19 protein-coding genes are annotated in these 25,141 nt (G+C 43.8%); 12 read left to right on the top strand and 7 right to left on the bottom strand.

The window, feature by feature from the left end; genetic code table 11:
• Positions 1 to 9: 9 nt before the first annotated feature.
• Genes IEY13_RS19485 through IEY13_RS19470 form a run of 4 tightly spaced genes read left to right on the top strand, consistent with a single transcriptional unit; the run spans position 10 to position 5,436 of the window.
• Positions 10 to 2,553: a DUF5686 family protein gene (locus IEY13_RS19485; protein ID WP_188955335.1), complete on the top strand. Its 2,544-nt coding sequence runs from the start codon at positions 10 to 12 to the stop codon at positions 2,551 to 2,553.
• Between the two features lie 21 nt (positions 2,554 to 2,574).
• Entirely contained in the window at positions 2,575 to 3,858 is a 1,284-nt protein-coding gene (locus IEY13_RS19480) for a DUF4833 domain-containing protein (protein ID WP_188955333.1), read from the top strand.
• A 7-nt stretch (positions 3,859 to 3,865) separates the two neighbouring features.
• Positions 3,866 to 4,495 (top strand): sterol desaturase family protein, encoded by a 630-nt coding sequence (locus IEY13_RS19475; RefSeq protein ID WP_188955331.1) that lies wholly within the window; start codon positions 3,866 to 3,868, stop codon positions 4,493 to 4,495.
• Between the two features lie 5 nt (positions 4,496 to 4,500).
• Positions 4,501 to 5,436 carry a phosphatase PAP2 family protein gene (locus IEY13_RS19470; RefSeq protein ID WP_229687920.1) on the top strand — a complete coding sequence of 312 codons (936 nt, stop codon included), beginning with the start codon at positions 4,501 to 4,503 and terminating at the stop codon, positions 5,434 to 5,436.
• A gap of 14 nt (positions 5,437 to 5,450) precedes the next feature.
• Here IEY13_RS19470 and IEY13_RS19465 read toward each other — a convergent pair whose 3' ends face one another.
• On the bottom strand, positions 5,451 to 6,086 hold the full coding sequence (locus IEY13_RS19465) for a TetR/AcrR family transcriptional regulator (RefSeq protein WP_188955329.1): 636 nt from the start codon (positions 6,084 to 6,086) through the stop codon (positions 5,451 to 5,453).
• 568 nt (positions 6,087 to 6,654) lie between these two features.
• Between IEY13_RS19465 and IEY13_RS19460 the strand changes: the two genes are divergently transcribed.
• A complete protein-coding gene (locus IEY13_RS19460) occupies positions 6,655 to 8,169 on the top strand; it encodes a S41 family peptidase (protein WP_188955327.1) in 1,515 nt (504 codons plus the stop codon).
• Between the two features lie 156 nt (positions 8,170 to 8,325).
• A complete protein-coding gene (locus IEY13_RS19455; protein WP_188955325.1) occupies positions 8,326 to 9,354 on the top strand; it encodes a hemin-degrading factor in 1,029 nt (342 codons plus the stop codon).
• Between the two features lie 82 nt (positions 9,355 to 9,436).
• Here the strand turns inward: IEY13_RS19455 and IEY13_RS19450 are convergent, their stop codons facing one another.
• The 3 genes from IEY13_RS19450 to IEY13_RS19440 form a co-directional block, all read right to left on the bottom strand.
• Positions 9,437 to 9,604, bottom strand: coding sequence for a hypothetical protein (locus tag IEY13_RS19450; protein WP_188955323.1), 168 nt, complete (start codon positions 9,602 to 9,604; stop codon positions 9,437 to 9,439).
• Between the two features lie 169 nt (positions 9,605 to 9,773).
• Entirely contained in the window at positions 9,774 to 10,415 is a 642-nt protein-coding gene (locus IEY13_RS19445) for a response regulator (protein ID WP_188955321.1), read from the bottom strand.
• Positions 10,415 to 12,439: an ATP-binding protein gene (locus IEY13_RS19440; RefSeq protein ID WP_188955319.1), complete on the bottom strand. Its 2,025-nt coding sequence runs from the start codon at positions 12,437 to 12,439 to the stop codon at positions 10,415 to 10,417. The genes IEY13_RS19445 and IEY13_RS19440 overlap by 1 nt, the downstream gene beginning before the upstream one ends.
• A 417-nt stretch (positions 12,440 to 12,856) precedes the next feature.
• On the opposite strand from IEY13_RS19440, the gene IEY13_RS19435 reads away from it, so the two are divergent.
• Together IEY13_RS19435 and IEY13_RS19430 are read left to right on the top strand one after the other, a co-directional pair.
• A complete protein-coding gene (locus tag IEY13_RS19435; protein WP_188955317.1) occupies positions 12,857 to 13,876 on the top strand; it encodes a PorP/SprF family type IX secretion system membrane protein in 1,020 nt (339 codons plus the stop codon).
• A gap of 99 nt (positions 13,877 to 13,975) precedes the next feature.
• On the top strand, positions 13,976 to 15,103 hold the full coding sequence (locus tag IEY13_RS19430; RefSeq protein WP_188955315.1) for an FAD-dependent monooxygenase: 1,128 nt from the start codon (positions 13,976 to 13,978) through the stop codon (positions 15,101 to 15,103).
• Positions 15,104 to 15,106: 3 nt separating this feature from the next.
• Here IEY13_RS19430 and IEY13_RS19425 read toward each other — a convergent pair whose 3' ends face one another.
• Complete coding sequence (locus IEY13_RS19425) at positions 15,107 to 15,535, bottom strand: c-type cytochrome (RefSeq protein ID WP_188955313.1); 429 nt, start codon at positions 15,533 to 15,535, stop codon at positions 15,107 to 15,109.
• Between the two features lie 194 nt (positions 15,536 to 15,729).
• On the opposite strand from IEY13_RS19425, the gene IEY13_RS19420 reads away from it, so the two are divergent.
• Positions 15,730 to 17,694: an alpha-L-arabinofuranosidase family protein gene (locus tag IEY13_RS19420; protein WP_188955311.1), complete on the top strand. Its 1,965-nt coding sequence runs from the start codon at positions 15,730 to 15,732 to the stop codon at positions 17,692 to 17,694.
• 54 nt (positions 17,695 to 17,748) lie between these two features.
• On the opposite strand, the gene IEY13_RS19415 is transcribed toward IEY13_RS19420, so the two are convergent.
• Positions 17,749 to 19,752 (bottom strand): ATP-binding protein, encoded by a 2,004-nt coding sequence (locus IEY13_RS19415; RefSeq protein WP_188955309.1) that lies wholly within the window; start codon positions 19,750 to 19,752, stop codon positions 17,749 to 17,751.
• Positions 19,753 to 19,976: 224 nt separating this feature from the next.
• Positions 19,977 to 21,536 carry a hypothetical protein gene (locus tag IEY13_RS19410; RefSeq protein ID WP_188955307.1) on the bottom strand — a complete coding sequence of 520 codons (1,560 nt, stop codon included), beginning with the start codon at positions 21,534 to 21,536 and terminating at the stop codon, positions 19,977 to 19,979.
• A gap of 399 nt (positions 21,537 to 21,935) precedes the next feature.
• On the opposite strand from IEY13_RS19410, the gene IEY13_RS19405 reads away from it, so the two are divergent.
• The 3 genes from IEY13_RS19405 to IEY13_RS19395 all read left to right on the top strand — a co-directional run bounded on the left by IEY13_RS19405 (position 21,936) and on the right by IEY13_RS19395 (position 25,021).
• Positions 21,936 to 22,496: a helix-turn-helix domain-containing protein gene (locus IEY13_RS19405; protein WP_188955305.1), complete on the top strand. Its 561-nt coding sequence runs from the start codon at positions 21,936 to 21,938 to the stop codon at positions 22,494 to 22,496.
• Between the two features lie 84 nt (positions 22,497 to 22,580).
• On the top strand, positions 22,581 to 24,788 hold the full coding sequence (locus IEY13_RS19400; RefSeq protein WP_188955303.1) for a heavy metal translocating P-type ATPase: 2,208 nt from the start codon (positions 22,581 to 22,583) through the stop codon (positions 24,786 to 24,788).
• 17 nt (positions 24,789 to 24,805) lie between these two features.
• Positions 24,806 to 25,021, top strand: coding sequence for a heavy-metal-associated domain-containing protein (locus tag IEY13_RS19395; protein ID WP_188955301.1), 216 nt, complete (start codon positions 24,806 to 24,808; stop codon positions 25,019 to 25,021).
• Positions 25,022 to 25,141: the final 120 nt, after the last annotated feature.

The raw sequence follows: 25,141 nt of genomic DNA, 5'->3' as shown, positions 1-25,141 counted from the left end.
CATGTAAAAATGGAGCGGAAAAGTAAAATTGGATTGGTGGTTTGGCTGCTATTGATGATGGGCGTTCAGTGGGCTACAGGGCAAACTATCACGGTAAGCGGAACTGTAAAAGATGCAGTTACGCATTTACCATTACAGAATGTGAGCGTATTTTTTACCGGTGCACAAGGTGTTATTACAGACAGCGCCGGACGATATACACTGCAATCAGATGATCAGGTGAGTTTTCTGGAATTTACCATTCTGGGATACCAGTCTGCAAAGCGCAAGCTGGGAAGTGGTACCAGTCTGGTAATTAATGTGGAGTTAACCCCTTCTCCTAAAAATCTGAATAATGTTACGGTTACTACCAACAAACGGGCTAAATACAGAAACAAAAATAACCCTGCGGTAGAACTGATAAGGCAGGTAATTGCGCATAAGGATGACAACAGAATGCAGGCTTATGAAACTGCAGCCTATGAGAAATATGAAAAAATTCAGCTGTCGCTGAGTAAAATCTCAAAAAAACTAACAGACAGCAAGCTGCTAAAGCGCTACAACTTCGTTTTCGACAATCCCGATACCACACAAATGGAAGGAATGACGGTTACGCCCGTTTATCTGGAAGAAACTTTGTCTGACTTCTACTATAGAAAAAAGCCACAACAGGAAAAAACTATTGTAAAAGGGAAGAAAAAAGTTGATTTTGGAGAGTTTGTGGATATGGTAGGGGTGAGCAGTTACCTGAATCGCCTGTACGAGGATATTAATATATACGATAACAATATTTCTGTACTTACCAACCAGTTTTTAAGCCCAATAGCCGATCTGGCGCCTACCTTTTACATGTTCTACATCAGAGACACGGTAGAAATGAATGGTGAGAAACTGGTGAAAATGTATTTTACCCCGCGTAACCCCGATGATTTGCTGTTCAGAGGTACTATGTTTATTACATTGGATGGCAACTATGGTATTCAGCAGATTAACATGTTTGTAAGCTCCCGTGTAAACCTGAATTTTGTGCGTCAGCTGAAAATCGGGCAGGAGTTTGAGAAATCCAAACAGGGCAGATATGCACTTACCAAAAGCGATATGGTAGTGGATTTCGGGCTTTCTAAAAACGGTGGTGGTATATTAGGAGAACGTACAGTATCCTATAAAGACTTTAAGACAAACATTGCCTTAAACGACAGCGTTTTTCATGGCCCCGCAATAGTGCTGCAGGAGAAAGCAGAAGAGCGTGTAGATTCTTTTTGGGTACAGAACAGGCATGATTCACTTACGCAGGCAGAAGCGAAGGTGTATGCTAATATTGATAGTCTGAAAAACATGAAGTCTTTCAGACGATTAATGGACTGGGCAACTTTTGCATTGGCTGGTTACAAACAAGCTGGTCCTTTTGAAGTGGGGCCTGCCAATACATTTTACAGCTTTAACCCGGTAGAAGGTTTCCGGTTGCGCTTAGGTGGCCGTACCACTCCTAAATTAAGCAAGCGCTATTATTTTGAAACATATGGCGCCTATGGCTTCAAAGATGAAAAATGGAAGTATTTCCTTAGTGCTTCTTATTCCATCAACAATAAGTCTATTTACTCTTATCCGTTGCATTATGTACGCGCCAGCTTTCAACGGGATACCAAAATACCCGGACAGGAACTGCAGTTTGTTCAGGAAGACAACTTTCTGCTGTCTTTCAAACGTGGTAATAACGATAAGTGGCTGTACAACGACATCTTCAATTTTACCTATGTAAGGGAGTTTGGCGATCACCTGCGTTACACGCTGGGGTACAAATACTGGAAGCAAACTCCGGCAGGAAGCATTATTTATACCAAGCCGGTGGCAGGAACGGATATGAATGTGCCCGATATTACTACTTCGGAGCTGTCAGCTGAATTCCGCTGGGCGCCTCACGAGCAGTTTTATCAGGGGAAACTGTATCGTATTCCTATCATTAACAAGTATCCTATTTTCACGTTACGTTACATTGCGGGTATAAAGGGCCTTACTGGCGGCGAGTATACCTACCATAATATTAATCTGCGGGTAGAAAAGCGTTTCTATTTATCTCAGTTTGGCTTTACAGATATAACAGCAGAAGGTGGCTATCTTTTTGGGAAAGTACCTTTTCCGCTAATGACTATTCACCGGGCCAACCAAACCTTCTCTTACCAGCTTACCTCCTTTAACCTGATGAATTTTATGGAGTTTGTGAGCGATCATTACGCATCGGTTACCCTGGATCATTACTTTAATGGATTCATTTTCAATAAAGTACCGTTGTTAAAGCGGTTGAAGCTGCGCGAGGTAATTGCAGGAAAAATACTGTATGGTGCTACACGGGATGAAAACAACCCCGACAAAAATCCAGACCAGATAAAATTTCCTACAACAAACGGTGTAGTATCTACCTTTGTGTTCGATAAACAGCCTTATTTTGAGGCCAGTGTAGGTATTGCGAATATTTTTAAATTGGTGCGGGTAGATTTTGTGAAACGTTTTACGTACCTGCAGCATCCTGATATACCAACCTGGGGCATAAGAACAAGGGTTAAATTCGATTTTTAAGTAATTATCTAATAAAGAAATATGTCATCTGTCCGTACAGATCTGCAACAAGGGATTTATAAAGTCATAAATCCATTTGTTCGATTTTTAATTAAACTGGGTCTAACGCCTAACGCTGTAACCACCATCGGCCTGATTTTGAATATTTGCGTGGCTGTTATTTTTATTAAAGGTGCTGAAGTGGGGCATAGAGGAGATTTGTCTTATGTAGGCTGGGCTGGTGCGCTGATATTATTTGCCGGCTTATTTGATATGCTGGATGGCCAGGTGGCCCGTTTGGGAAACATGAGTTCACGTTTTGGCGCTTTGTACGATTCTGTACTTGACCGTTACAGTGAGATGGTATTGTTTTTAGGTATTTGCTATTATCTGGTTGGGCATCACTATTTTCTAAGTTCTCTGTTTGCTTTTATTGCTTTAATAGGAAGTATGATGGTAAGCTACACCCGTGCCAGAGCAGAAGGGTTAGGTATTGAATGTAAAGATGGTTTAATGCAAAGGCCTGAGCGGGTTATTACTATAGCACTCTCTGCTATGGCTTGCGGTATTACCTCTCATTATATTGGAGGTGATTACAAGTTGTTTATTCCGGGTATTAAGTATCATGTATTCGAAACCATGTCCATATTTACACTGCCTTTAACCTTTATGGCTGTGTTAACCAATATTACTGCAGTTGGCAGGTTAAGAGGTGCTAAAAAAACAATGGAGCTGATGGAGAAGCAAAAGCAGGAGGAAGCACAACAGTTGGTAATTAAGCGCCCTGCTGTTGTAAAAACTTTACTGCTGGCGTTAGCGGTTTCTTCTTTTACCGTAACATTTGCCCGCACCGAGCCGCAGGATACATTTCCTGTGCCTCCAAGAGAGTTTGGACATTTGTTTTACCTGCAGCGTACACCAAATGCCAATACCATCATGTACGATCTGAATGTTAAAGATGGCGCATTGGTAAAAGATGATCCTGTACATGCCTACTGGATTCGTTATACGGAGAAAAAACAAAAGGAAGAACTATCTTTTATACAGCGTAAGTTTGCGTACGGGATAAAATCGAAAGATTTAGGCAACAATAAATATGAACTGCATTTTGTTTCCTATAAAAAAATGCCCATTTACCTGGAGTATGCGCCTGCGGAAAAAACGTATCATGCGTTTGCTACAGTTAACAACAGATATATGCGTTTAAGCCGCATATTCATTATGATTAACGGGGGCAGCTTCTGGTCGCCCAATATTGAATTTGTAGAAATCAGAGGTTTTGATTCTGCAACCGGAAAAGAAGTAGTTGAAAGATTAAAAATATAAGAGGTTCATGGCTAAGAATTACGTATCTAACTCAACCGAGTCTACAAGGATGTTTAAAAGTGGTTTGCTGGAGGCACTTTCTAAAGTGCACTTTACTGTTCCGCTGTTTATATTCATTCCCATAATAGGTGTATTCATTTATCTGTCTTTTAATGAAGGGATAGCGATATTATCTTTTCTGGGTTATCTGGCCTTAGGCTTGCTGGTTTGGACTATAACAGAATATATTCTTCACCGCTATATATTTCATTATGTGCCTAAAGCCAAATGGGCTTTACGGTTACATTTTATTTTCCATGGCGTGCATCATGATTATCCGCGCGACCGGATGAGGCTGGTAATGCCGCCTTCTGCAAGTTTACCACTTGCTACACTTTTTTACTTTCTGTTCTCATTGTGTTTTAGTGTAAAGGCTCATTTTTACGCCTTTTTTCCGGGATTCTTAATCGGCTATCTTATTTATGATATGCTGCATTATGCCATGCACCACTATAACTTTAAAAGTGGGCTTATGAAAAAAGTAAAGCAACATCATATGTTGCATCATTATCAGGACCAAACCAAGGGTTTTGGTGTAAGTTCGGAACTTTGGGATAAGATTTTTCATTCAGGTTTCCCTAATCAAACTAAAATATAAGCGGTTTGTCTTCTACGTCGGTGGCTGAAAAAGCAAATGCACAATTACTCAGAAATCTGATTATCACTACATCTGTTTCGGTTGGCTATCTGTTGTTGTCCTATGTTTTAATAGGGTATAAGACAGAACAGCTGATGTTGGTACTGTTATTTAATATTCTGTATTATTTGTCGAAAGGCACCCGCAGGTTCATTATCGGCTTTTCTATCTTCATTATCTTCTGGATTCTGTTTGATTATATGAAAGCCTTCCCCAATTACCGGTACAATACTGTACACATAAAGGGGATTTATGATCTGGAAAAAATGCTTTTTGGAATTGGTGAAGGGGCTTCAAGGGTAACACCTAACGAGTTCTGGCTGAGCAGGCAATCGACTTTTCTGGATATATTCAGTGGCTTGGCTTATTTATGCTGGATGCCGGTGCCTCTGTTTTTTGCAGGCTATCTTTTTTATACCAACCGCCGACAGTTCTACTACTTTTCACTTACATTTCTTACTGTAAACCTGGTAGGCTTTGTGGGTTATTATGGCTGTCCTGCCGCGCCACCATGGTATGTGCAGTTACATGGTTTCGAATTTGATCCGCATACACCCGGAAATACGGCAGGGTTGGGAAGGTTCGATGCCTATTTTAATGTGTCCATTTTTAAAGGGCTGTACGCTAAAAGTTCTAATGTGTTTGCGGCTATGCCTTCTTTGCACGCAGCTTACCCCTCTATTGTATTATACTACGGTATTAAAAACAGGATGAAGTATGCCAGTATGTTTTTTGCGCTGGTAACCTTTGGTATCTGGTTTGCGGCCGTATATTCCACTCACCACTACGTGCTGGATGTATTAGCGGGCATTCTTTGCACCGTTATAGGTATTACCCTGTTTCACTATCTGAAAAAAGCAGCGTGGTTTGAGCGGATGATCAGCCGTTTAATTGCTATTTAACGGCTGATATACAATTAAGCTGACGGCAGATTTTTTCTGGGTCTGCCTATTCCTTCCACCATCATTTCTACAATAAACGAGATGCGGCTATCCAGGTCTGGTTCCTGAGTATTGGTTACCAATGGACTTTCTATGCCGCGGAATGAACTTACTATTATGTAAGCAAAAGCATCTATTTCGCTGGCAGTCATTTCTTTAAACTCCTGTTTCTCTATTCCTTCCTGTAAAATTTTCCTCACCAGCTCTAATTGAGCAGTATCAAACTTATTCTTTATAGGGGTGATTACACAGGGAATATCCTGATTCTCATCTTTTAATGCACCGTTTAAGTTGCAGAGCGATGCCAGATGCTGAAACTGTGCTTTGCAAAACAGCACCAGTTTTTGCTTGGACGACTTTGAATGCTCCAGTGACCGCTGAATCAGCCGGAAAAAGCGTTGCATTTCTTCATACACCACCGCCTCAAAAATATCTTCCTTGCTCTTATAGTAATAGTACAGCGAACTTTTGCGCCGGCCTATTTCCCGGGCAATATCCTCCACTGTGGTTTTTTTAAAGCCAAACTTCCTGAAAAGATTTCCCGAAACGGTAATGATATCCCTGTTTAAATCCTCTTTTTGTAGCCATTCAGTCATGAGAGATCTGCCCATATCCGTTGGTATAGAACTTTTTATAAGATAAGAAAGCGCAAAATATAAATAAAAGCCAAGACATTGCAAATCCCACACAGTAATGTAGGTAAATTAATTAAACTGTAACAGTTTCCGGAAGTCAGGTGTAGGTTTTACGAATTTCGTAATTCAATTTTCCTAAATAGTAAAGCGCTATTCGTCTGAATAATCTAATCTTGTAATACCATTTACTCCGCAAACCGTGCTCAATAACCGGGCAAGGTATTTTTTTCAGCCACAACAGGCGTATAGCTATTGACGCTTACATAGCTCCAATAGGCATAGCACTATCGCTATGCTTGTAAGTGCTGTGTATAAACCGGGCTAAAACGACTTATACTAACAACTTATAGCAAATAATTATAAAAAAGTTGCTGAAACAAAGCGAGTAAATGGTTTCAGTAAATCCGAGCCCCGTTTCCACGGGGCTTTTCACTGAAATAAATGGACAACAAAGATGCAAACTTAAGTGCGAAGGCACCCTAAAGTAATTGTCAGCTTTTTGTAATAAATAAATCGTTGTAAATTGAGTAACACAAATCTGATAATGAAAAAGCACGCTATTCTTTATACCTTGTCAATATCGCTTTGCTTGTTTTCCTGCAAAGACAAAAATACAGACAGCCCTGCTCCGGCATCTGGCAGCCGCTCTCAGCTTAGCATGGATTCGCTTTTTCTGTTTGCTAGCCAGACTTATTTGTGGTACGATGCACTGCCTTCTTACGAGCAATTTAATCCCAGGCAATATGCTGGCACTGGCGATGATCTCGGTGCTCTGAAGACGGAATTATTTGCTTTGGTACAGTATAAAATTAACCCTGCAACCGGTAAGCCTTACGAGTATGCCGTTGGCACTAACCAGGGTAAGTATTCATTTGCCGAGGCGGGAAATGTTATTACGGGGCAGCAGGCAACCGTAACCCTGGAAGGTCAGGGAAACGATCTTGGGCTGGAATTGTCTGTTGTAAATAATCAGGAAGTATTTATACGCTATGTTAATACGGCTTCTCCTGCCTGGCAGGCTGGCCTAACCAGAGGATGCAGAATTATCACTATGAATGGCTCACCGGTTTCTGTAAATCCTACGGTGTTAAATAGCGCACTTGCACAATCTTCTTTAAGCTTGACGGTACAAAAAACAGATGGCTCAACCGCTTCCGTAAAACTGGATAAAGCAACTTATTCCAGTAGTCCGGTATTAAAAACAGCGGTAATAAATAAAGGCAGCAAGGCCATCGGGTATGTTGCTTTTGCCAGATTCAGCAAATTGTCTGGTGCTCAAAGCGATCTGGATGTGGCTTTTGCCACTTTTGCAGCTGCCGGTATTGAAGATATTGTAATTGATCTGCGGTATAACGGCGGAGGTTATGTTGAAACAGCCTCTTATTTCGCCAATCTCATTGTATCGTCTAAGGTAAACGGACAGGTAATGTATGCAGAAGCTTTTAATACGCTCATGCAAAATAGAAAGGCAGAGGTGTTAAAAGGCATACCATATCTTGATTCGGACCGTAAGCCCGTGCAGATAAATGGCCGGCCGGCTACTTATTTCGATGTAGACTATTCTCTGGCAGGCAATACAAAAACATACACAAAAAAAGGTAGCCTGCAAACGGTAAAAAATGTGGCATTTATAGTTTCCGGTAATACAGCCTCTGCCAGTGAATTGCTTATTAACAGTCTTAAACCTTATCTGAATGTAAAACTGGTGGGCTCTAAAACCTATGGCAAGCCTGTTGGATTTTTTGGTATAGGTATAGACAAGTATACTGTTTATATGACGCAGTTTAAAAGTACAAATGCTAAAGGGGAGGGAGATTACTTTGACGGGTTTACCCCCGACATGCCTGCTGCTGATGACGTAACACACGATTTTGGAGATGTGAATGAATTGGCACTGTCCAGAGCAATTACCTGGATTGCCGGTGGAGCCCTTGCAGGTGGACGCATTATGATAAATGGCAGGGAAATACCGGAACCGGCACTTTCCGTACAGCATAGCCGGATAAATGAATTTAATGGCATGATTCAGCCGGGAGCAGATATGCGTTTGCGGCAGTAGCAACACAATTTCCTTATTGGGTATTATTTTTTCTCTTTTCGATAACGGGCAACGGGCAATTGTATTTATGTTTGTGCTCCATTCACTCGCGCCTGCACACAAGTGCTGTTTCAGTATACATATTAATTGTAATTGATTTAATGTATATATCGTAGTATGCAAACAGCAGCAATGTCTTTAAAAGATAAATGGGTTTCTTTCCGTAAAGAAAATCCCCGTATCCGCATCAGAGATGCGGCTAAGCAATTAGAAACCACAGAAGCTGAAATTATCGCCTCTTTTGCCGGGGCAGAAGTAATAAGGCTGGTAAACGATTTTCCCGGTTTAATGAAGCGTTTGCCTGAGTTGGGGTATGTTATGATGCTTACCCGTAACGAAAGTTGCGTACACGAGCGTAAAGGGCTGGTGGAAGAAGTGAGTGTAAACAATCCCCATGTAGGCCTGATACTGGGTAAAGATATTGATCTGCGCATGTTCTTCCGTGTATGGGCCTTTGGTTTTGCCGTGCAGGAAAGTGAAGAAGCAGGCTTTAAACAATCTATTCAGGTATTCGATTATCAGGGCAATGCAGTCATCAAAATATATCCGCAACAGCCGGAAAATGCTGCTGCTTTTGATAAGCTGGTACAGGACTTTACAGCACCTGAGCAGTTTCCCATATTAGCCTTGCAGCCTGCACCTGCTCCACATCAATACAGTGATGATACTGTTGATGCTGTTGCATTACGTGAAGACTGGAGTAACCTGAAGGATACGCATGATTTCTTTCCTATGCTGAAGAAGTTTAACGTATCACGTGTACATGCACTGAAGCTGGCTGGCGATTTTGCCAAACAGGTAAGTAACGATGTGGTAAAAACATTGCTGCAGAGCGCTTCTGAAAAGCATTGGGAAATAATGGTTTTTGTGGGTAACCATGGAAACATACAAATACATACCGGCCCGGTTGAAAAGATACTGGAAATTCCGAACTGGATAAACGTTATGGACCCCTCCTTTAATCTGCATCTGAAACTGGATGATATTGCCAGCACCTGGGCAGTTAAAAAGCCAGGCACAGATGGCGTTATACATTCTCTGGAATTATACGATGCAGCAGGCGAGCTGATTGTGCAGTTTTTTGGCAAGCGCAAGCCGGGCGTTCCTGAACTTACGGAGTGGACGGAGTTTATCAGCGGACTATAATTAAGGATTTATGCATCGAAAGATGTTCTCTTCAAATATGTGGAAAAATGGTGCGGCCTTAATCTTAGGGCTGCACTAAAAACTATTCTTCTTCTTCGCTGTCAGCAGTTAAAAACAGCGGTATCATAATCCATGCTATCCCTAATACTATCAGCCAGAATTGTCTGAAATAAAAATAAGATGCACCAAGGAGTACCCCAAATGCAATCATAGCAACACCAGTCCTATCCGGATATCTGTTCAGTTTCATAGTAAATACCTGTTGTACCAATCAAAATAATCGGAATCTCAAACGGCTATTGGATTTATACAACATGCTAAACAACAAACAGATAGCATACTTTAAAAGTAAGCTATCTGTTTAAGATATCAGGGAGTAAACCTGGAAAATCTGGAGGAACAGATGCGGATGGTTCCGGTTATTCGGTTAATCCTAACTGTAAAGCGCGCTTTACCAGGCCCGCAGTATTTTTTACATCCAGTTTTTGCATAATACTAATGCGGTGGTTTTCTACCGTATGCGGGCTGATAAATAGCATGGAAGCTATTTCCTGGCTGGTATGTTCATCAATAATCAGCTGAAGCACTTCTTTTTCACGGCTGGTAAGCATGGCCTGCTTTTTCTCGCTTTGCCTGCTTTTGAACATGTCTTCTACAATACGCTGCTGTAATACGGGCGACAGAAACTGGCCACCGTTGTATACGGTTTCTATAGCGGTTACAATGGTGGTGTCTTCAGAATCTTTCAATAAATATCCCATACACCCCAGCTGCAGCATCTTTTTTACCTGAATCATTATATCGGTGCTGCTGAGTACCAGAATACGTACACCGGGGTACTTTTTGGTAATGTTTCTGGCTATTTCAGTGCCTTCCATATCTGGCAAATGCATATCCAACAGCAGCACATCGGGCTGTTTGCTTTTAATATCCTGCAAAAGGGCAGCGCCCGTATTGTATACTGCAGTCACCTCAATATGCGGAAAATCTGCCAGCACTCTTTTAAGGCCGTTTACTACTATAGGATGATCGTCTGTAATAGCTACCTGTATCTTTTTCATCAGTCCGTTACGTTTTGGCGGGTAGTAATAATGTTCAGTTCAATGTATACACTGGTTCCTTTGCCCGGGCTGCTGGCAATATCTATCTGCCCGTTTAACGATTTTACCCGCTCTTCAATCGTTTTCAGCCCCATGCCATCCAGCTGCTGCCAGCTTTCGCCCGGTATACCGGTTCCGTTATCTTCCACCGTAATACACAGCAACGAATCATGAAACACTATCTGCACCAGGGCCTGTGTGGCACGGGCGTGCTTGAGTGTATTATGAATCAGTTCCTGTATAATACGATAAGCTGTTAATTCAAAATCTTTAGGCAGCCGCCTCACCTCACCCCATATTTCCGTATTAATTTCCAGCATATGCCCCTTGCGCACCCGTTCGCAAAAGAGAAGAGATGCTTTGGCCAGTCCTTCCCGTAACAAAATTTCAGGCATCAGGTTATGTGCGGTCTTGCGCAGTTCCACAGAAGCTTCCTCCAGTAACTGCAATGTTTCTGCAAAATCGCTACAGGCTTCGCCACGGGTGTCCAGTTTCCGGAATACATAACTTAAGCGGGTTCTTATGGCCGCCAGTGTACCGCCCAATCCATCGTGCAGTTCACGTGCAATACGGCTGCGTTCCTTTTCCTCACCGGCAATCATAGCCTGTAAACTGGAAATCTGCAGCTCCTGATGCAGATTTCTTATTTTCTCTGCCTGCAGCTTTTGCTTGTGTTTGTTGTTGCGGTACAGCAGCAAACTCAGCAATATTATCAGCAGGGTGCCCGATAATATGCCGCCTATTAAATAACGTTGCGCTTTCAGCCGGCTTTCATTGCGGGCTATCCACAATTCTTTCTGAGCCAGCTCGCGTTCTTTATCAGCAATGCGGTAACGCATTTCCACGTTATATACCAACTCCATTTTTTTATCCTTGTTCAGGCTGTCTCTTATATCAGAGTACAGGCGCCAGTGTAAAGCTGCTTTATCCGTTTTATGCGCTGCATCAAATGTTTTGGCCAGTATTTTATGGGCGTAGTCGCTGTAAGCAAACATGTGTATCTCATCAGCCATTTTCAACGCAGGTTCCAGTATCCGTATGGCCTGGTCGTAGTCTTTCAGCTGATACCATACTTCACCCAATGCAAAACGTGAAAAAACAAAATAACGGTTAGATGCCTTATTAGGTTCCGGCATTTCTTTTACTGCCTGTTCTATAATAGGCAATGCAGCACGGGGATTATTTTCCTGCAGATAGCTGATGCTCATGTTTAACAGAGAGGCAACTATATAAGAAGGAGTAACTTTTACTCTTTTGCCCAGTTCAACTACCCTACGGCAATAGTAACGGGATGAATCTCTTTTCTGTATGTTCTCATAATACGCTTCTTTTTGAAAATATACACTTACCAGCATCACGCTGTCTTTAGCAACAAGGGCTTTTTGTTCAATGGTGTTAATGTGCTGCATCAACTGCTGAATAAAGCGATCGTTCTGAATATCTTCATGTGCATTCATCCAGAACTGAAGAATGCTGCCATACGCCCGCATCTGCAGTTGCAGACTTATATTGGGGGTACTTTCTACAATGTTCAGTGCTTTGTACCGGTACCAGGCGCAGGAGTCGTACTTCCCGAGGTAATAAAAAGATTGCGCCATGGCATGATAGATATTCACTTCCCGCTCACGCCATTTTTTATCGTCTCTCCCGTAAAGTAAAGCGCTGTGTGCAGCTGCTATAGATGCCTCGTATTTATTTAAAATGCTTAGTATACGGCTTTGGCCCAGATAAGCCTCACTAATGCCTGTGCCATAGGCTGCCTGCCGCGACAAGGTAAGGGCCTGCGTATACATTTGTAATGCACTGTCAGGGGCAGCCTCGCGGAAGGGAAATGCAGATTCCAGTAGTTTATTAATAGCAGCAGTATCGGCGGTTGAAGTAATGCTGTTGCCTGCTCCTGCATTGTGTTGGGCAGGTGCGTGTAAGCACATCAGTAAGCAATAAAACAGCGGCAGCCATAACAACCCGCAGACTCTTTTCTTCATAGCCAATTATTTCAGTTTATGGCAGCAAGCGTATTCGCGTGTTAGTTCATTCAATTCTTTTAACAGAGGTGCAATATCCACAGGGTAGGAGAAATGTGTAATTGACAGGTAAACTATGGTTATTGCTCTAAAATTACATTAAATCACGCCAATTTGAAAATTGGCTGGCGGTTTTCCACTGGTTTTCGGTCAGTCGTTCCATATTTAATGATAGATACAGTATGTTTAAAGTTGTTGTACCATAACGGTTGTTAGTAATGCCTGGTGGTTTTCCACTGTTTTTTAATACGGCTGTTTATTATAGCAACCCCGTATCTGTGTTAAGGTAACTTTATCTTTCAAACCAATTTTTGACTGCTGTGCAATTCTTCCTGTTGTGCCCTTTCAATAGTGGGTTACAGACTAAAACTGAGGTGTATGAGAAAAAAGTGGCTTCTACCATCCGTGTTTATGCTAGGTGTTTCCGGCGTGCTGGCACAGCAAAAGCCCCATTACACACAATATGTATTAAATCAGTATATCCTTAATCCTGCTTTAACAGGCATTGAAAACTATACAGATATTAAGATCAGCCATCGCCGGCAATGGGCCGGTTTAAAAGATGCGCCTGTTACTACTTATTTCACTGTTCACGGCGCATTAAACAAGAAAGATTATCGTACTACAGCTACTTCATTTCAGGTAGATGGTACCAACCCAAGGGGTACAGATTACTGGCAGGACTATTCTGCTGCGGAGCCGCATCACGGTATAGGTATGCAGGTGGTGAACGATCAAACCGGTCCGCTTAAAAACTTTTCTGCCTACGCAACTTATGCATATCATATAGGCATCGGCGCCCGCACCAGTTTATCTGCGGGCTTTGGTGCAGGCTTATCTAACGTTAGCCTGGATGCCAACAAACTCAACTTTGGTAATACACAGGTAGACCCGGCAGTGTACAACAGCGGCTCTGTAAACAATATGAAGCCTGATATCATGGCAGGTTTGTATTTATATGGTGCAGACTTTTTTGTAGGCGTTTCTATGCAGCAACTGATGGGGCAAAGCATTTACTTTTCCGGCAACAGAATAGGGCAGGGGAGCAAGTTAGCGCCGCACCTGTTTGTTACGGCAGGGTATAGAATGCTGCTGGGAGAAGACTGGAATCTGATTCCATCGGTATTACTAAAATCGGTAAGCCCGCTGCCGGTGCAGTTTGATATAAACACCAAACTACAGTATCACGATTTTGTATGGTTTGGCGCAGGCTACCGCAAAAGCGATGGCTGGAATGCTATGGCGGGTGTTAACATCAGCCATACGGTAAACCTCAGCTATTCTTACGACTATACTACTTCTGCATTAAATACAGTAAGTAACGGCACACACGAAGTTGTGCTGGGCTTTTTGTTAGGGAATAAATATGGCGACTGGTGTCCGAGAAATGTGTGGTAAAATGAAAATTTTTCAATTCAATAATATTTTTTTTTCTCATGTGTATGACCGGGATATCTCTATATCCGGGTGTTTTTATGCTCATCCTTTTAATACGCTATGCCCTTAATTCACCATGTACATATTGCCGGCGCAGGTATTGCCGGCTTAACTATGGCTTTATGCCTGCAACAGCAGGGCATACCCTATACGCTGCACGAGCAGGATGCTAAGATCTCTTATAACGATGTAGGTATTGGCCTAAGCAATAACATATTCCCTATTCTTGAAAAACTGGAACTACTGCCGGCTATCCGTTTAATGGGATGTGAAATTGCACAATTTCGTTTTGCAGATAAAAAACTGGAAACCTTAAAAGAGTTTCAACTGGCAAAGCCTGCTTTAAGTGTAAACAGAAAACAACTGCACGAGCTGCTGTTCAGCCGTATTGATAAAAACAGATTACAACTCAGCTCCCGTTTTCCGGCTGCTTATGCAGTGGAGGAGCGTGAAGTAGTTGTGGCTGCCGATGGCATTCATTCTGCTATCAGAGGAGCCCTGTTTCATGATATTCCTATCCGCAACAGCGGGCAGGTATTATGGCGTGGCATTGCGTGTATGCCTTTACCGGAAGATTTTAAGAATACCTATCACGATATTATCGGAAGCAATCTGCGCTTTGCTATTATACACAACCGGGGCAACTATTACAGCTGGTATGCCATTACACAGGGCGATGCGGGTAAGGTAATAATACCCTCGGCAGCAGCAAGGCAAATGCTGATGAAGCAGTTTGCTGCTTACCATCCGGTGGTAAATATGATTATTCACGCTACTGACAATATTTACTGTAATTACCTGCAGGATATTAAACCGGCAGACAGGCGCATTCCCTGGTTTAAAAATAACACGGTACTGGTGGGCGATGCTATTCACCCTACCACGCCTAACCTGGCTAACGGGGCCTGCCTGGCTATAGAAGATGTATATGTACTGAGCAGCCTGTTAGGCCGGCACCAGCATGGCAGTATAGATGAGGTTTTCAGGCAATACCAGCGGCTGCGGGAAGCCAAAGTAAACAAGATTGTACAGCAAAGCTGGCGCTTAGGCAAACTAATGCATCAACCCAACAAAGTGCTGGATAAAGCAATGCTTCTGGGGGCCAGAATAACGCCTGCTTTTGTATTCAAAAGGGTGTACAATCCTGTATTGGAAAAGGTTCCCATGCTGGCAGAAAACGTCGGTTAGCGCTTAATGTGCAGCTACCGTTTTCCGTGCTGCTTTTACTTCTGCAACTGTCACCGCGGTGGCTTTATTACCAAAACTGTTGCGTATATAAGTAAGCACATCTGCCAGCTCCTGATCTTTCAGAAATGCCTGGGCAGGCATGGTATTAGAATAGTAGTTGCCATCAATTTCCACTTCTTCATTCATGCCCTTTAATAAAATACTAACCAGCTTTTTCTTGTCTCCCAATACAAAACTGGTTTTGGCAAGTGGCGGGTTCAGGTTGGGTACACCGCCGCCATTGGCCTGGTGGCAGGCAAGGCAATAGGTGGTATATACTGTTTTACCGCGTGCAACGGAGCTTTGTAAGGTGGCATTGCTGGCGGAGGCTGTGGTTTGTGCCTGCGCCTTTATGGCAAAAGCACCTAATACTATCACTATCAATTTTTTCATAAAAACGTGCGAGGTTTCAAACCTACTCCAAAAAAATGGAATAGTAAAACCCCAAAATGCCTTACTTTAGTTGCAATAAATGTCAAATTGATAATTATCCGATTGCAGCACCGCAGGCCATATATTGCCATAGCAGGCAGCTTCGTGTAATCATCTTATTTTCAACCAGTAAAATCCGCTGAACTCAGTAGTGTATGCAAAAGAAGAAGATCATTGGTTTATCGCTGGCAACAAGCTTGTGTATGGGGCTGGCCGTGGCGCAGAAAACATTTACCGTAAAAGTAAATGAGCCTGTTGCGCCTATACAATCCACTATGTGGGGGGTATTTTTTGAAGACATTAATTTTGGTGCCGATGGAGGCATTTATGCAGAACTGGTAAAGAACCGTTCGTTTGAGTTTTTTAAGCCACTGATGGGCTGGTCGGTAAAGCGCAAACAGGAGGGAGATATACTGGTACTCTCGCGTAAAGAAGCTACCAACAACCCGCGCTTTTTACGTTTAACTGCCCGCAATGCCGTTAAGGGCGATCTGGAACTTACCAACGAAGGTTTCAGAGGCATGGGTATTAAAAAAGACCTGCGTTACGATTTTTCTTTCCTCTACCGCCAGGCTGCTCCCGGTATTACTATGCACCTGAGCCTTATTAACAGCAAAGGTGAATCGCTGGGCCAAACCGTAATTAAGCCGGCAGAAAGTGGTGCTGCCTGGCACAAACAATCCGTAAGTTTTCAGTCTGTTGCGGCAGATCCCAAAGCTAAATTGTATATCTGGCTGGAAGGTACCGGTGTAATAGATGTAGATATGATTTCGTTGTTTCCCGGAGATACGTGGAAAAACAGATCCGGCGGAATGCGGGGCGATATGGTACAAATGCTGGCCGATATGAAGCCTGGCTTTATCCGTTTTCCCGGCGGTTGTATTGTGGAAGGGGTAGACCTGGCCAACAGATACCAGTGGAAAAAAACAATAGGGCCGGTTGAAGAAAGGCAACTGATTATGAACCGCTGGAATATTGAATTTCCACACAAAGCAGCACCTGATTACTTTCAAACATTTGGCCTCGGCTTCTTTGAATATTTTCAGCTGGCAGAAGATATTGGTGCAGAACCCCTGCCTATATTAAACTGCGGTATGGCCTGCCAGTTCAATACTTCTGAACTGGTACCGCTGGAAGACTTAGATCCTTATGTACAGGATGCATTGGATTTAATTGAGTTTGCCAATGGCGATGTTACCACGCAATGGGGCAAAGTGCGTGCATCCATGGGCCATCCACAACCTTTTCATTTAAAAATGCTGGGTGTGGGTAACGAAAACTGGGGTCCCCAGTACATTGAGCGTGTTAAAGTGTTTACCAAAGCGCTGAAAGCAAAGTATCCGGATATTAAGCTGGTAAACAGTTCGGGAACAGATCCTGATAATGAGCGTTTTAATTACCTGAACGGTGAGCTGCGCAGTATGAATGCAGACATTATTGATGAACATTACTATCGCTCACCCGATTGGTTTTTATCTAATGCCAGCCGTTACGATAGTTATGATAGAAAAGGCAGCAAGATATTTGCCGGCGAGTATGCAGCCCATGCCAAAATTACCGGTGGTACTAATAACGTAAACAGCTGGAGAACAGCGTTGGCCGAAGCTGCGTTTATGACCGGACTGGAGCGTAATGCTGCAGTGGTAAACATGGCTTCTTATGCGCCGCTGTTTGCTAATACCGATGCCTGGCAGTGGTCGCCCGATTTAATATGGGTAAACAACCTGCAGGTATATGGCACACCCGATTACCATGTACAAAAGCTGTATTCATTAAACAAGGGTACACAGGTGGTGCCACTTACGTGGGAAGGCAAAGCACTTGCGGGGCAGGATAGCTTGTATGCAACGGCTGCTGTAGACGAAAAAACAAAAGAGCTGATTATTAAAATAGCCAACGTTTCTGCTAAAGCACAAAACAATGTGTTGGCGCTGGAAGGGGTTAAAAAAACAGCAACAGTAGCAGATTGTATTGTGCTGAAGGGCGATCTGGAAAGCGTAAACAGCTTTGAGAAGCCGGATAATATTGCACCACAACAATCAACCGTAGCTGTAAAGAACAAAAAGGTAGCACTTACACTGGCGCCTTATTCCTTTACAGTACTAAAAGTAAAATTGTAGTAAACTGATGGAACGAAGCCGTAAAAGCAGCCCGCTGCTTTTACGGCTTTTTGTTTATACACCGGTATCATCCAACGGCAATTCTATGTAAATACTGGTGCCTTTACCTGCGGTAGCCGATATATCCATTACGCCATGTAGCGAGGTTACTCTTTCCCGTATGTTCTTTAAGCCGGTACCCTCATTTTGCCCGGTATTGTTTTCATGAATGCCCGTGCCGTTATCTTCCACTGTAACAGACATTACGGATGTGTGGTATACTATCTGCACCAATGCCTGGGTGGCGCGTGCATGTTTCTGAATATTGTGTATCAGTTCCTGTATAATACGGTAAGCTATCAGCTCCAGATCGTCCGGTAGTCTCCGTTGCTCACCCCATATTTCTGTGGTAATTTCCAGCATATACCCTTTGCGTATACGCTCGCAAAAAAGGAGGGTAGCGTTGGTTAGCCCTTCACGTAATAATATCTCCGGCATCAGGTTGTGTGCGGTTTTCCTTAACTCGGCCGATGCCTCTTCCAGTAACAGCAGAATGTCTGTCATATCCGTTTGCGCCTGCACGTTGTCTGTTTCCACTTTTCTGAACACGTTGCTCAAACGTGTGCGTATTACAGCCAGTGTGCCTCCCATGCCATCGTGCAGGTCGCGGGCAATACGACTGCGTTCTTTTTCCTCGCCTGCAATCATTGCCTGCAGGTTACCGATGGCCAGTTCCTGATGCAGGTTTCTTATTTTCTCCGATTGTAGTTTCTGCTTGTTTTTGTTATTGCGGAAGAACAGCAAACCCAATACTATTATCAGCGTGGTAAAAGTGAGAATAATGCCTATCCAGATATTCCTGATTTTGATCTTGTTTTCATTAATGGCTATCGACAGCTCTTTCTGTGCCAGCTCTCTTTCCTTATCTGCCAGCCGGTATTTCATTTCCACGTTATACACCAGTTCCATTTTCTTCTCCCGCGTCATGCTATCGCGCATGCCTGAGTATACGCTCCAGTGCCAGGCCGATTTTGCATAATTACCCGTAGCGTTATAGGCCAGGGCCAGTGTGTGGTTGGGGAAATCGGTTGCCAGTAAATGCCCCAGCTGCTGCGCCTGCTGCAATGCACGCTCCAGGGTTTCTATAGCCAGGGTGTATTTCTTTTGCTGAAAATAGGCATCCCCTATGTCAAAAAGCGCATACAGATAAAAGCGGTTCTGTTCTTTGTTCTTTTCCGGTACTTCTGCAATGGCTCTGCGAAAAAATGCCAGTGCCTCTTCGGGCCGGTTTTCGTCCAGGTAACTTTCACCGCTATTCAGCAGGCTGGCTATGGTTACAGAAGGGGTAGATTTCAGACGTTGGGCCATGTCTATAGTAAGATTGCTGTAATAGCGCAGAGAATCACCTTGTCCACAGCTACCGTAATAGCTGGCTTTTCTGAAATATACTTCTGCTAAGCTGGCACTGTCGCCTGTGGCAATGGCAGTTTTTTCAATATCATTAATGTGCCGCATAATGTTCTGGATATAAGCATCATTGCGTATATCGCTATGTACCGTAATCCAGAACTGCAGTACGCTGGAGTAGGCAGTAAGTTGTACCTGCAGGTTTTTAATACTACCGGTTTCTACCAGGTTTAATGCCTTATACCGGTACCAGGCGCAGGAGTCGTAACGGCCTTCGTAGTAGTATACAAATGCCAGCGACAGGTAGGCATTGGCTTCCTGCTCATATTTCTTCTGTGGGTGGGTACAATAACGCAGTGCGTTGCGGGTGTCTGCAATAGACAGCTCGTTCTGGTTAAGAATAGCATGGGTGCGGCTCAGGCCCAGCCAGGCGTCACAAATGCCTGCATCGTAGTGCAGCTGCCGGGCACTGGCAAGCGCCAGATTGTTTAAATACAAAGCGCTGTCTGTATTACGTTCCCGTAATAAATAAGCCCGTTCCAGCATACGGTTTATTGTAGCGGTGTCTTCCACCAGCATACCACTGCCTGTGTGCTGAAAGTCCTTTGCAGTAAGGCCCCCCGGCAACAGACAAAGCAATACCAGCCAAAAGAGAAAATTCTTTTTTGTCATAAATACTGTTTTGGTCTATAGCAGCAATGTTGAAATTCTGTTGGATGTACAGAACAGGCAGCCACATATGCGGAAGGGGCTATGTTCAGGCTGACGGTGTAAAATAAAAAAAACTGGCTAAGCGGTAAAACCCGGAAAAGGTTTTACCCAAAAACATGGGCTGCTGTTAAGTAACAGCAGCCCATGAAATATAATGCGGTAGGTGGGGGAAAGGCGGTAGAAAGCTAAGCTTTGCCCTTATGGCGGCTTAACAGGTATTTGTTGTAAATCACTTCGCCCATGGTTTTCTTCTGCACCTTGCTTTCTATCCACGAAATAATATCCAGGTAGGCAAAAGAACGGGTGGCAAACATGCTTTTCTCAAACTTCTTAATCTTTTCCAGCAGGCTTTCCAGCTCAGGCTGTAACGCCCGTGGTGAGATGTTGAAGGAGCGGCGTAAAAAGCGGAACATCTCCTCTTCTACTACAGTTACATTCTCCATTTTGGCCATGTAACGGTATACCGATTTAATCAGCGATTCCATAATCTCAAAATTACCCAGCTCGTAATGCGCCATCATATGCAGCAGGCGTGCGTAACACTGCAGGTCAATACGCAGGTCGGCATTACCATTCATAATCTTCTGCAGGTAGTCAATGGCAGTATTGTAGTCGCCACTGCCAAAATACATGGTAGCTATTTTGTAATTGAACACCAGCATACGGTGGTTGTCAATATACAGGGCATACTCATTCATCTTTACTTCCATATCCGGAATCATGCCCAGGCCTTCTTTAAAAGTACCCGTCATCAGGTGCCAGTTTACCTTAGCACCATGTATGTATATAAAAGTGTGAATGCGGAAGTTGTCGTGTGTATTGGCTTCATGTGTTTCTGCAAAATGCTCAAACTGCTTCAGCGTATGCTGAAACTCTTTAAAGTTACGCAAGTCAAAATGGGCATTCAGCAGGTTGTGCATGCCTTTTACATAGTGCCCTGTTTCCACGCCAATCATTTCAGGCTGGTCGTTAAACAGGTCAATCCACTTTTTACTGTACCGGTAGTACATTAAAAAGTCCTGCCGTATAAACGCGTACCAGTTATGGCTCTGGTACAAATATAACTTCACATAAAAGTCAGAATAGGTGGTAATATCTGCCGGCAGGTTTTCTTTAAAAAAGGCTTTAATAGCCAGTTCATCCTGCTCGTTACGGGCGTGCCCGTTTTTAATATACCAGCGGTACAGCAGCAGGGCCAGGTTGCTCAGCTTTACTACACGGTCAATATGGCCGCTTATTTCCAGCGCTTCCTGGGTTAATACTTCGGTTCTCTCCTGCGAGCTGCGGGTAATATGCAGGGTTTCAATTTTCTTCTCCAGCGATATTACCTGGGCCAGAAAATTGTATTTATGATTGGCTTTGGCCATTTCCTTGGCCTTTTCCAGAATTTTTAAGCCCTGTAGTTTCAGGCCTTTATTATATAATACACGGGCATAATCCAGCTGCTCGCTCAATTGTAAATCAATATTATCGGTAGTTTTCAGCAGCCGTAAACTTGCCAGCAGCTGCTTATACAGGTGGGTTTTTAAGTTGGCCAGCTGGGGTTTTTGAATGGAAGGCAGTTTTTTCAGTAACAGCTTCTCATCGTATTCGGGTAATTTATCCAGAACATCAAACAACTGTACAATCTTCAGATCCTCTTTAGCCGAGCTTCTCTTAATATATAGCTTAAAATGCCTTTTTTCAGACTTTTCCAGGGACATCACCAGTTGAAAAAGTGCATCTGTAAACCGGTTGGGCGTCATAATTATTTTCTCCTGTAACGCAGCGCCAGACTGCGTTTTGTGTTTTTTTTCACGTTTTTGACATGGTTAAATGACTCATAAGTTGTGTTTTTTGGTGCTGTAATGCAGTATACCTTTACATTATCAAAATAAAACATACAGCAAGCAATCGTCAAAGAAGCAATCGAAGAGGCCAAAAGCAGCAAACATTGCTACTCACGATACAAAAATATTTTTGAAGATTTTTCATATGGCAAGCAATCGTTAGAGGCCGTCTGTTTCTACAGAATGGCCTTCATTTTTTGGTGAAGGCGAAGATAATGTATAAACGTGAAAACCTTGTTAACAAAATTCTGCCCGCTGCCATTGCATACTCCAATCCGCTTCTCTGCTAATTTTACACTTCACAAGCAGTAAGTTATGAAGCTTTTTGTAAAAAACATGGTTTGCGACCGGTGCATTATGGTAGTAAAAGACCAGTTGCAGAAAAACAATCTTACACCTGTTCAGGTAACACTGGGCGAGATTGAATTACCACAGGCACCAGCACCGCAACAGCTTCAGCAACTGGAAACTGATTTAAAGGCTTTGGGCTTTGAAATTATGGATGACCGGAAAAGCCGGATGATGGAGAAAATCAAAAACATCATTATAGGGCTGGTACATCGTTCTGATGAAAAGCCATCTGCCAACCTTTCCACTATTATAGCTGCCGAACTGCATTACGATTACAATTACCTCAGCGCCCTTTTTTCAGAAGTGGAGGGTATTACTATTGAAAAATACTTCATCCGCCAGAAAATAGAACGCGTAAAAGAACTGCTGGTGTACGATGAATATACCCTTTCTGAAATTGCCGGCCAGCTGGGCTACAGCAGCGTGGCACATTTAAGCAGTCAGTTTAAACAGGTAACCGGTCTTACACCTTCTCATTATAAAAGCGTTGGCAACAACAAGCGTAATCCGCTGGATAAAGTATAGGAAAATTATGTAACGGATACCGTGGAATCTGTAACAACGGCGCGGGGCAGTTGTGTCAACTTTGTGTTGTAAACAACAACGCAAATGTCAATCACCCAACAAACATGGCCGGTACTGGATATGAGCTGTGCATCCTGCGCAGTAAGTGTAGAAAGTATGCTCAGGGCCCAGCCGGGTGTATCAGCCGCTGCCGTTAATTATGCGGCTGCCACCGTGCAGATAACTTACGATACGGCTATTACCAACGGCCTGCAACTGAAACAGGTTATACAAGGCATCGGATACGATGTGCTTGTGCCTGAGCAGGCGCAACAAACACCACCGGAAGTATTACATCTTATTAAATACAGGCAATTACAACGCAAAACCATTTTATCGGTAGTGCTGGCGGTACCGCTTATAGTAATAGGGATGTTTTTTATGAACATGCCTTATGGCGGTTATATTACGTGGGCACTGGCTACGCCGGTAATAATAATGGGCGGCGGGCAGTTTTTTAAAAATGCCCTTAATCAGGCCAGGCACTGGCGGGCCAATATGGATACGCTGGTGGCAGTAAGTACAGGCGTGGCCTATGTGTTCAGTGTGTTTAACACGTTGTTTCCGGCGTTCTGGCATAGCAGAGGCCAGCATGCCCATACTTATTTTGAGGCAGCAGGTGTTATCATAGCCTTTATTCTGCTGGGTAAGCTGCTGGAAGAAAAAGCCAAAGGAAATGCCACAGCCGCTATACGCAAACTGATGAGCCTGCAGCCTAAACAGGTAACGCTGGTTATGCCCGATGGGGCACACCGGCAGGTACCCATAGAAAGCCTGCAGCCCGGACAGCAGATACTGGTAAAGCCGGGTGAAAAAATAGCTATTGATGGTAAGGTGTTTTCAGGCGGCTCTTATGTAGATGAAAGTATGCTTACAGGCGAGCCGGCAGCGGTGGCCAAAAAAGAAGGTGACAGTGTTTTTGCAGGTACACTTAACCAGAAAGGCAGTTTACAGGTAACTACAGAACAGGCAGGCGCCGGTACTGTGCTTGCACACATTATAGCGTTGGTACAACACGCGCAGGGCAGCAAGGCGCCGGTGCAAAAACTGGTAGATAAAATAGCAGGCGTATTTGTGCCTGTGGTTATGGGGCTGGCAGTGCTGAGTGGCATGGTGTGGGTGCTTTCTGGTGTTGACAATGCAGTTACACAGGGCTTGCTGGCTACGGTAACCGTGCTGATAATTGCCTGCCCCTGTGCGTTGGGGCTGGCTACGCCTACCGCTATTATTGCAGGCGTAGGCAGGGCAGCGCAGGCAGGTATTTTAATAAAAGATGCAGAAAGCCTGCAACTGGCTGCCGGTATAAATGCCGTGGTGCTGGACAAAACAGGTACGCTTACACAGGGCAGGCCGGTGGTAACCAACAGCTGGTGGGCCAGTGAAAAAGATAAAGAATGGTTACCGGTGTTGTATGCGCTGGAGCAACAATCTGAGCATCCGCTGGCAGAAGCAGTAGCCACCTGGGCTGCGCAACCGGCTCCCCTGCCTGTGCAACAGTTTCAAAGTTTTCCCGGCAGGGGAGTGTGTGCCATTGTTGCAGGCAAACAATGGTATGCGGGCAATACAGAATTGTTACAGCAATACCATATAGCAGTGCCCGAAGCCATAGCCACCAAAGCAACCGAATGGCAGGCACTTGCACAAACAGTTATCTATTTTGCCGGCGCTACCCATGCCCTGGCAGTAATAGCCATTGCCGATGAGGTTAAACCCGGCTCTGCAAAAGCAGTAGCACAGTTACAGCAGCAGGGCATAGAAGTATATATGCTCACCGGCGATAATGCGGCTACCGCGCAAGCAGTGGCAAACCAAACGGGCATTACCCACTACAAGGCAGGCGTAATGCCGGGCGAAAAAGCAGCTTTTGTGCAGCAACTGAAGCAGCAGGGCAGGGTAGTGGCTATGGCGGGGGATGGTATTAACGATAGTGCTGCACTGGCTGCTGCCCATGTAAGCATTGCCATGGGCAAGGGAAGCGATATTTCCATGGAAGTTGCCGGTATCACTATCGTGTCATCCGATCTTACCCGTATACCTATGGCCATCCGTTTATCTGCCCGTACCAGCCGCACCATCCGGCAAAATCTTCTCTGGGCCTTTATATATAATGTAATAGGTATTCCTGTAGCGGCCGGGGTGTTATATCCTGTCAACGGCTTTCTGCTCAATCCCATGATAGCGGGCGCAGCCATGGCGCTAAGCTCGGTAAGTGTGGTATTAAACAGCTTGCGTAATACCCGCACTGGTTTCTAAACTTAAAAAGTAAACATATGAAAGCGTTATTATTCAGCAGCAATGTTAAATGTGGTGGTTGTATAGAAAAAGTGACTCCTTACTTAAATGCAGTAGCGGGAGAGGGTAACTGGAAAGTAGAAACCGGTACACCCGACAAACGGATTACGGTACTGGGAGAGGAGATAAGCAGTGCCGCTGTAGTAGAAGCAATACAAAAAGCGGGCTTCGTGGCATCGCTTTTGCCGGTATAATAATAATCGTATACACCGTATAAAAAGGGCATTCCGCACATGGAATGCCTTTTTTTGTAGTACCAGTACTACAAAAAAAGTTCCCTTCCCTCTACATCGTTTCCCGTGCTATTCTACAAC

The sequence above is a fragment of the Filimonas zeae genome (assembly GCF_014641615.1).
Lineage (GTDB): Bacteria > Bacteroidota > Bacteroidia > Chitinophagales > Chitinophagaceae > Filimonas > Filimonas zeae.
The sequence above is the reverse complement of the archived record's forward strand: the minus strand, read 5'-3'. Positions and strand labels throughout refer to the sequence as shown.

Coding starts and splice junctions, on each gene's coding strand:
- IEY13_RS19485 (WP_188955335.1), top strand. CDS start 10: ATGGAGCGGAAAAGTAAAATTGGATTGGTGGTTTGGCTGCTATTGATG.
- IEY13_RS19480 (WP_188955333.1), top strand. CDS start 2,575: ATGTCATCTGTCCGTACAGATCTGCAACAAGGGATTTATAAAGTCATA.
- IEY13_RS19475 (WP_188955331.1), top strand. CDS start 3,866: ATGGCTAAGAATTACGTATCTAACTCAACCGAGTCTACAAGGATGTTT.
- IEY13_RS19465 (WP_188955329.1), bottom strand. CDS start 6,086: ATGGGCAGATCTCTCATGACTGAATGGCTACAAAAAGAGGATTTAAAC.
- IEY13_RS19460 (WP_188955327.1), top strand. CDS start 6,655: ATGAAAAAGCACGCTATTCTTTATACCTTGTCAATATCGCTTTGCTTG.
- IEY13_RS19455 (WP_188955325.1), top strand. CDS start 8,326: ATGCAAACAGCAGCAATGTCTTTAAAAGATAAATGGGTTTCTTTCCGT.
- IEY13_RS19450 (WP_188955323.1), bottom strand. CDS start 9,604: ATGAAACTGAACAGATATCCGGATAGGACTGGTGTTGCTATGATTGCA.
- IEY13_RS19445 (WP_188955321.1), bottom strand. CDS start 10,415: ATGAAAAAGATACAGGTAGCTATTACAGACGATCATCCTATAGTAGTA.
- IEY13_RS19440 (WP_188955319.1), bottom strand. CDS start 12,439: ATGAAGAAAAGAGTCTGCGGGTTGTTATGGCTGCCGCTGTTTTATTGC.
- IEY13_RS19435 (WP_188955317.1), top strand. CDS start 12,857: ATGAGAAAAAAGTGGCTTCTACCATCCGTGTTTATGCTAGGTGTTTCC.
- IEY13_RS19430 (WP_188955315.1), top strand. CDS start 13,976: ATGCCCTTAATTCACCATGTACATATTGCCGGCGCAGGTATTGCCGGC.
- IEY13_RS19425 (WP_188955313.1), bottom strand. CDS start 15,535: ATGAAAAAATTGATAGTGATAGTATTAGGTGCTTTTGCCATAAAGGCG.
- IEY13_RS19420 (WP_188955311.1), top strand. CDS start 15,730: ATGCAAAAGAAGAAGATCATTGGTTTATCGCTGGCAACAAGCTTGTGT.
- IEY13_RS19415 (WP_188955309.1), bottom strand. CDS start 19,752: ATGACAAAAAAGAATTTTCTCTTTTGGCTGGTATTGCTTTGTCTGTTG.
- IEY13_RS19410 (WP_188955307.1), bottom strand. CDS start 21,536: ATGACGCCCAACCGGTTTACAGATGCACTTTTTCAACTGGTGATGTCC.
- IEY13_RS19405 (WP_188955305.1), top strand. CDS start 21,936: ATGAAGCTTTTTGTAAAAAACATGGTTTGCGACCGGTGCATTATGGTA.
- IEY13_RS19400 (WP_188955303.1), top strand. CDS start 22,581: ATGTCAATCACCCAACAAACATGGCCGGTACTGGATATGAGCTGTGCA.
- IEY13_RS19395 (WP_188955301.1), top strand. CDS start 24,806: ATGAAAGCGTTATTATTCAGCAGCAATGTTAAATGTGGTGGTTGTATA.